The organism is Embleya sp. NPDC059213, assembly GCF_042754445.1.
Classification (GTDB): Bacteria; Actinomycetota; Actinomycetes; order Streptomycetales; family Streptomycetaceae; genus Embleya.
Map to the genome: position 1 here is coordinate 1 of NZ_JBHZAV010000299.1, position 7,569 is coordinate 7,569.

At 73.3% G+C, this 7,569-nt stretch carries 5 protein-coding genes; 3 read left to right on the top strand and 2 right to left on the bottom strand.

Translation table 11 applies throughout. The features are described from left to right. Window positions 1-148: 148 nt before the first annotated feature. On the bottom strand, window positions 149-1,930 hold the full coding sequence (locus ACFXMF_RS45625; RefSeq protein ID WP_379992505.1) for a glycoside hydrolase family 3 protein: 1,782 nt from the start codon (window positions 1,928-1,930) through the stop codon (window positions 149-151). A gap of 314 nt (window positions 1,931-2,244) precedes the next feature. Here ACFXMF_RS45625 and ACFXMF_RS45630 point away from each other — a divergent pair, with 314 nt between their 5' ends. From ACFXMF_RS45630 to ACFXMF_RS45640, 3 genes are all read left to right on the top strand, one after another. After that, on the top strand, window positions 2,245-2,910 hold the full coding sequence (locus tag ACFXMF_RS45630; RefSeq protein ID WP_379992504.1) for a TetR family transcriptional regulator: 666 nt from the start codon (window positions 2,245-2,247) through the stop codon (window positions 2,908-2,910). 45 nt (window positions 2,911-2,955) lie between these two features. After that, window positions 2,956-5,166: a hypothetical protein gene (locus tag ACFXMF_RS45635; RefSeq protein WP_379992502.1), complete on the top strand. Its 2,211-nt coding sequence runs from the start codon at window positions 2,956-2,958 to the stop codon at window positions 5,164-5,166. Window positions 5,167-5,326: 160 nt separating this feature from the next. Continuing rightward, the gene (locus ACFXMF_RS45640; RefSeq protein WP_360320331.1) at window positions 5,327-6,094 is read left to right on the top strand and encodes an enoyl-CoA hydratase/isomerase family protein; all 768 of its coding nucleotides are present in this window, start codon (window positions 5,327-5,329) and stop codon (window positions 6,092-6,094) included. A gap of 84 nt (window positions 6,095-6,178) precedes the next feature. On the opposite strand, the gene ACFXMF_RS45645 is transcribed toward ACFXMF_RS45640, so the two are convergent. Then, window positions 6,179-7,432 (bottom strand): cytochrome P450, encoded by a 1,254-nt coding sequence (locus ACFXMF_RS45645; protein WP_360320179.1) that lies wholly within the window; start codon window positions 7,430-7,432, stop codon window positions 6,179-6,181. Window positions 7,433-7,569: the final 137 nt, after the last annotated feature.

Below are 7,569 nucleotides of genomic sequence, written 5' to 3' on the forward strand. Positions count from 1 at the left end.
GGCGGGGGTCGACCCGCGCCCCCCCCCCCGCGGCCCGCCCCCACCCCCCACCCCCCCCCCCCCCCGGGGGGGCCGGGCCGGCGGGGGGGGGGCCGCCGCCACGGCGGCGGTTCGACCCACCGGAGGTCGGGACGTTCGCCGGGTGTCGTCACCGGGTCGAGTGCGGGTGTCCGCAGCGGAACAGCGGTTCGCCGGTGTCGAATGGCATGTCCTCGCGGGAGTCCTCGACCGCGCGCATCGACGAGGGCAGGTCGAAGGGCAGCGTGCCGGGGGTGGGGGCGTGGCCGAAGACCGCGTCCAGGACCAGGTCGTCGTCGGCGCCGAAGTCGGCGAGGAGGGCGGTGGCACAACCGGCGAGTTCGGTGAGGATCGCGGCGCGGTCGAGGAAGACGTCGATCGCCGTGGGTACGGTCGCACACAGCTTGCCCAGCCGCTCGACCTCGCCGGCGGGGAAGTCGAGGGAGCCGGCGTGGAAGTGGCGTTCCAGCAGTCCCTCGCGGGGCTCGTAGGGGGCGTCGATCCGGATGACGGCCAGGTCCGCGTCCTCGGGTCGCTGGACCACCGTGCCGTAACGGGCGGCGACTTCGGGGTCGATGTTCTCCACGTACAGCCGGCGCCGCGGCTCCGCCACGAACACTTCCCCCGTCAGGCGGACCAGGGAGCGCTGTTGCACGCGGCGGCCGAGCTCGACGCGGGTGGGGTGTCCCACCACCCGTTCGGCGGCCTCGGGGTCGACGTACGGGTCGTCGAAGAGGCCGAGCCGGAACTTGTCGCGCAGGATGCGCCGGGCCGACGCGTCGATGCGGCTCTCCTCGACGGCGCCCGAGTGCACCGCGTCGATGATCAGGTCGGTGCGGGTCTCGCCGCCGAACTGGTCGACGCCGGCGTGCAACATCATCGCCGCCTGTTCGGCGATGGTGAGGTGTTCGACGCCCCAGTTGCGGGGCGGCAGTGCGACGATGCCGGGGATCTCCATGCCGGTGAGCACGTTGAAGTCGCTGCACACCACGCCGTCGAAGCCGTACCGGTCGCGCAGCAGGCCGGTGAGGACGTCGCGGTTGAACGAGGAGCCGACCTCGGCGAGCGCGGTGCCGACCGGAATCGAGTAGCACGTCATGACCTGGGCGGTGCCGACCGCGAACGCGGCCTCGAACGGCCGCAGGTGGTAGTCGAGGTTGCCACCCGGGTAGACGGTGCGGGTGCCGTAGGCGAAGTGCGGGTCCTCGCCGCCCTCCTGGGGGCCGCCGCCGGGGAAGTGCTTCGTCATGCACGCGACGCTGTCCGGGCCCAAACGCTCGCCCTGCATGCCGCGGATGTAGGCGGCCAGGATGCGGGCGACGCGGTCGGCGTCCTCGCCGAAGGTGCCGCTGGTGCGCGGCTTGCGCGGCTCGGTGGCCAGGTCGGCCATCGGGTGGATCGCGACGCGCACGCCGACGGCGCGCAGTTCGGCGGCCATCGCGGCGGCGTACTCCCGGACCAGCTCGGGGTCGTCGGTGGCCGCGAGGCCGATCGGTTCGGGGCCGCGGCTGAAGGCGCCACCGGTGAACGCGGTGGCGGGGTTCTCGGTGAAGCCGTGCCGGGGGTCGGAGGCCAGGGTGACGGGGATGCCCAGCCGGGTGGCGGCGGCCAGTTCCTGCACGTGGTTGTTCCACCGGGCCATCTCGACCGGCGCGGGCATCGCGGTGAGGCCGAAGGTGTTGACGCCGCGTTCGCCGATCGACTCGGCCCCGGTGGGGATGCGCGAGCCGTTGCCGGGGACCATCCGGCCGCAGCACATCAGGCCGGCCTTCTCGGCCAGGGTCATCCGGCCCAGCAGGTCGGCGACGCGTTCGTCGATCGGGAGCCGGGGGTCCTCGTAGGGCTCCATGGTCCCGTTGTGGTTGAGGTCGCGAAAGCGGGTGCCATCGTGGTGGCGCAGCGTGCGGAGCATGGTGGATCAGTCCTCGTGGTGGTGATCGGGGGCGGGTGTGGGGTGCTTCGGACCGCGGCCGGCGCTTGCCGAACGGGCGGTCCGGGCCGACCCGCCCTCGCTCCGTCCGGGGGAACACGGGTCCACGGGGGCGGACCTGCACCGACCCCGATAAGTGGCACAACTGCCAGATGACAGTAGTGCAAACTTCTGTGGCGGGGAAGATTGCAATCCGGGAGCCCGAACCCCGGGCCCCGAACCCCCGCGACCACGAAGCCGCCACACACCGTCACGAAGCCCGCCCCGGCCTTCGGACGGCATCGAATGGGAGGACCATGCGCGAGCAGACGCACGCCGCGACGACCGGACCGGGACTGCGCGAACGCAAGAAGGCGCAGACCCGGGACGCCATTCGGACCGCGGCCCTGGATCTCTTCGAGGAGCGCGGCTTCGAGGGCACCACCGTCGACCAGATCTGCGCCCGGGCCGACGTCGCGCACCGCACCTTCTTCCGCTACTACGAGAGCAAGGAAGCACTGCTCTTCGGCTGGGGTTTCGGCCGGCACATCGTCGACCGGTTCGCCGCGGCGCCGGCCGACCTCGACCTGTGGGCGGCCCTGGCGCACGCCTTCGACGGCTATACCAACGGAACCGCGGACGAGCCGGCCGGCACCATGGCCCGCCGACGCGAACTCCGCCGCCGCTTCGCCGACATCCGCTCCGTGCACGAATTCGCCATCCTGCGGATCGACGCGCTGGCCCAGGACGCGGTCGGCATCGCCGCCGCCCGACTGGGCGTCGACCCCGACCAGGACCTGCGCCCCAGGGCGCTGGGCGCACTGCTCGCGGGACTGACCCGGCGGGTCGTGGTCGACGGCGGCACCGAGGGGGCAGCCGCCTGGGTGGCCGCGTTGCGCGACGTCCTGCCCACGACGGACCGAGCCGAGGTTGCGGGCGACACCGAGTCGAGTCCTCGGACAGGACCGAGCCGAAGTTCCTGAGCGGTACCGCAGCCGGCGTCGCGGTCGGGCCGGCAGGGTGGGGCCGTGATCGAATCGCTGCTGGTTCTACTCGATGCCACAGACGACTCCCGGGGACACCGGCTCGACGCCGCGATGCGCCGACTGTTCCCGGAGATCGGCCCGCAGCTCCTCGCCAACACCGATCTGTCGCTGCCCCCGCCCGTCGCCGCGTGGATCGCCCGTCACGCACCGGCGGCCGATCGCGCGCGATTGGTGCGCAACGCACCCCTGGACGCGGGCACCCTCGCGCTGCTGGCCGAGGACCCGGCCGACGAGGTGCGCGCCCAGGTGTACGGACGCTTCGACACCCCGCAACACCTGCGCCGCGCCGGGGCCGAGAGCCGGACCAAGCCACCGGCCGGCAACGCTCCCGATGCCATGCACACGATGGCCCGGGCCGCCCTGCGGCCGACGTTCGGCAAGTGGCGGCAACTGCACGCCTGTCGCCCCGAGTCGTGGACCGCCGCGCAGTGGGCGCGGGCCGCCGACCTCGCCTGTGTCGCCTCCTGGGGCCCCGCGGTGAGCGCCGAGATCGTCGCCGTGCCGACCTGCCCGCGGCACACCGCCCTGGCCGTGCTCGCCCACGAGACACCCGGCCCGCCGCACACCCGAGCCGCCCGGATCGGCCTGGCCACCGGCAGATTCACCGCCCACGACCTGATCTTCCGCGCCCCGCACGCGGCCAAGGCCATCGAACTGGTCGAGGACCTGGCGACCCGGACCGGCAACCGCCTGCCCGCCGTGCGGTCCGGGCAACTCGCCGAGTTGGTCCGCCTGTTCCGAGGCACCGTCCGCGCGGCGCTGGGCACCGACCCGGAGCGCTGGCGCACCGCGACCTCCCTGCTGCACGCGGATTCGCCGTACCACGGCAGCATCGCCGACCTCCTCGACGAGGCCGCCGGCATCGGGCCGCCCCGGGACTGCCCGACGACCCCCGGGCACGAGGCGACGAGCGTGCGCTCCCCGGTGACGGTGCTGCTGCGCCAGGCCGATCCGCGCGCGGCGGCGGCGATCGTCGCCGCACTGGACGACGACGTGTCGACCGCCCTGTGCGGCCGGACGCTCACCACGCCGTTCGCCGGCCGGCTCGCCGCGGCCCTGGTGGACACGCTCGCCGCGACCGCCCCCGAACGACTGCCGCTGCTGGCCGCGAACCACGCCCAGCACGCCGGCCTGCGCGCGGCACTGCTGGGACTGGACGACCCACGCGTCAACGCGGCGATCCTGGCCCGACCCGACATCCCCGCGCACGTGCGCGCCGCGATCTGGTCCGGCACCCCACACGCCCCCGGCCGCACCGAACCGGTGCCCCTGGCGGCGGCGTCGCTCGACACGTTGGACGCGCTGCCGCGGCACGACCCCTCGCACGGATACACCGACCCACGCGTGGAGGACGCGAAACTCGCGGTGTTCGCGCGCGACCCCGAGACCGTCCTGGCCGCCCTCGCCCGCGTCGACCACCTCGGTACCGGTCCGACCCTGGTCGCCTACCGACGGCTGGCCGAGGCGGGTCGACTCGACCTGCTGCGCGCGGCGGCGCACTCGGCCGCGGCGTTTGGCCACGCCTTCGAGTCGCGGCTGCGCCTGGGCGAGGTGCTCGGCTCCGCCCGTACCGCGCAGGACGTCCTGGACCACATCGAGCGCGTCACCCGACGCGAGACCACCGGCGATCTGGGCGACCACCTCCCTCGGTTCATCGCCCAACAGTCCCGGATCGGCGGCCGGATACCGTGGGACGACGTGCACAAGGCGCTCGCCCGCGGCACCGTGACGCGGCACGCCGTCGGCGCGCTCGCCGCCCACCCGGCCGTCCCCGAACCGGTCGCCCTCGCGCTGATCGAAACCGCCCCGAACGCGTGCGTCGCCCAACTCGCGCCCCGATCACGCATACTCGCCCTGGCCGCACTGCGCCGCGGCGACATGCGCGCGAGCATCGCCCGCGAGGACAACGCGCACTGGGCCCGCTGCGTCACCGAACGCCTGGTCACCCCCGAAGAGTTCCTGTACGAGGGGCGCGGCGCCGCGATGATCCTGGCCGCGCTGTACACCCACCCGGTGGCCCTCGCGGAGGTGGCCGAGCGGCTGTCCGCCCTGGTCGAGCAACATCTGGGCCCCGGCGGCGACGCCTGGGCGGTGACCGCCCGCCTGGTCCGCGACTTCACCGGCACGGTCCCCGAACTGCTCGCCGCCGCGGCCGCCGCCACCCGCGAGCCGGGGCCGGGAACGGCGGGGTGAGCGGGCCGCGGTCGGCGACGGGGTGGCCTGGATGCTCCGGTGGCGGGCCCTCGAATGGCGTGGATTCGGCTCCTCAAGGCGTGATCATCGATGCGACGATCTGGTGATCGACGGGGGCTTCCGCGTGGTGCGGCGGCGTTTCCCCTCGCGACCGGAAGGGATCACCCTCGTGGACTCGCTGGATCTGAAGACGGTGCGCACCAGCCTCGAAGGGGCGGTATTGCAGGTGCGGTTGGCCCGGCCGGAGGGGGGCAACGCGCTCGACGAGCAGATGTTGGACGACCTCCTGGCGGTGCTTGCCGACCTGCGGGAGCGTACCGACGTGCGAGTGCTCGTCCTGTCCGGGGAGGGTGATTCGTTCTGCCTGGGCGGTGATCGCGGCGAGTTGCTACGGCTGGCGGCCGAGGATCCCGGCGGGCCGGCCGTGCGCCGGATCGGCGAGAAGGCGCGAGCGGTGTGCGAGGGGCTCGCCGCGGCCGATCCGGTCACCATCGCGCGGGTGCACGGCCAGGTGGTCGGGGCGGGGCTGGCCCTGGCGATCTTCTGCGACCTGCGGGTGGGCGACATCGAGACACGGTTCCGGATGCCCGAGTTGGCCCTGGGACTGCCCACCGCGTGGGGCGGTGCGATGGCTCGACTCATCGGCGAGGTCGGCGCCGCCCGGATCCGCGAACTCGTACTGACCGCCGACGCGTTCGACGCGCACACCGCACACCGGTTGTCGATCCTGCATCAGGTGGTGCCGGCCTCCGAACTGGACGCGGCGGTGAGCCGCTGGGTCAAGCCGGTCGTCCGCAGGCCGGTCGCGGCCCTGCACGCGTCGAAGACGTTGATGAACGCCTACAGCCGCAGCGACCGCTTCGGCGATCTCTCGATGCTCGACGGCCACATGTTGTCCGCGTTCCTGGGCGCGGCGACCGCGCGCTGAGCGCACACCCACGCCCGCCGGTCGCACGTCGACGCCGCGGGGTGGTCGCGGCACACCGCCGCGTCCACCCCGCCGGCGATTCGCTCAGCGCACGCTCACCGGCATCCGGGTGATCCGGCGAAACGCCAGCCGCGGTTCCCACGTCGGCTCCGCCACCACCCGCAGCGCGGGCAGGCGACGTACGATCGCCTCCAGCAGCACACCGGCCTCCAGGCGGGCCAGGCCCGCCCCGATGCAGTAGTGGATGCCGCCGCCGAAGGAGATGTGCCGGGCTCGTCGGGTGATGTCGAAGGCGTGCGCGTCGGGCGTCAGGTCCGGGTCGTGATTGGCCGCACCCAACATCGTGTGCACGACCTCGCCGCGGCCGATCGGCATGCCCGCCAGGACCAGGTCCCTGCTCGCATAGCGCGTGGTCACGTGGATCGGCGGGTCGTATCGGAAGACCTCCTCGACGGCGTCGGCCAGCGCCGCCGGGTGGGCGCCCAGCCAGGCCCGCTGCGCCGGATGCCGGTCGAAGGTCCAGACCATCGTGGACAGCAGGGTGGAGGTGGTCTCCAGGGACGCGATCACCACGAACATGGCGAGCGAGTAGACGTGCTCGTCCGCGAGTTCGCGATCGGGCTCCAACGCGTCCCAGGCGCGCAACCACTGGGAGATCACATCGTCGCCGGGGGCGGCGCGGCGGCGCGCGACCAGCGCGGTGAAGTACTCGCGCAGCCCCCCGACCGCCTCGTCCGCCGCCCGGAGTTGGCGCTTGGTGGGCAACAACTCCTGGGCGTACGCCTGCGCGTGGGTGAGCGCGCGGAGCAGGTCGAAGTCCTCGGGCGGCAGGCCGAGCCAATGCCCCACGGTGGCCACCGGCAGTTGTTCGCCGACGAGTTCGGCGAAGTCCGCGTCCGCGTCCCCGGCCTGCTCGATCAGGGTGTCCAGCAGGGTGTTCGCCACGCGTTGCACGGTCGGGCGCAGTGTCTCCAGGGTGCCGCGGTCGAAGATGTTGTTGACGGATCTGCGGATCCGGGTGTGCTCCGGCGGGTTGAGCGCCACCAGCGTCTGTTCGAGTTCGCGCGACGAGGGTGTCGACCACCGCGAGCCGTCGGTCTGTCGCGCCCGCCAGGCCCGGTCCAGGGCGAGCCAATCGGGGCTGCGCAGAACCTCGTCGCAGGCACGATGGCCGACCACCAGGAAGCCGCCCCAGGGCGCGGGCACCACGTCGCCCATCTCCCGTAGACTGGCGTACAGCGGCAGGGGATCCGCCTGGCCGGCCACGGAACGCAGGCGGGACAACAGGGCGACGACACTTCGACTGTCGATGACGGTGGTGGACGCGGAAGACTGCACGACGGCTCCTTCTACTCGACACGAGGTCAACTGACGACTCGGCACAGCGTTGATCGATCGGCCGCCCTTGGCGCGGGTGGTCGACGGTGAAGGGTGTCTGCGGTTGTCGGGCGGGGCGTTCGGGCGCAGGTGTGATC

Bases quoted from the DNA above. Each gene is read 5' to 3' on its own strand.
- ACFXMF_RS45625 (WP_379992505.1), bottom strand. From the start codon at position 1,930: ATGCTCCGCACGCTGCGCCACCACGATGGCACCCGCTTTCGCGACCTC.
- ACFXMF_RS45630 (WP_379992504.1), top strand. From the start codon at position 2,245: ATGCGCGAGCAGACGCACGCCGCGACGACCGGACCGGGACTGCGCGAA.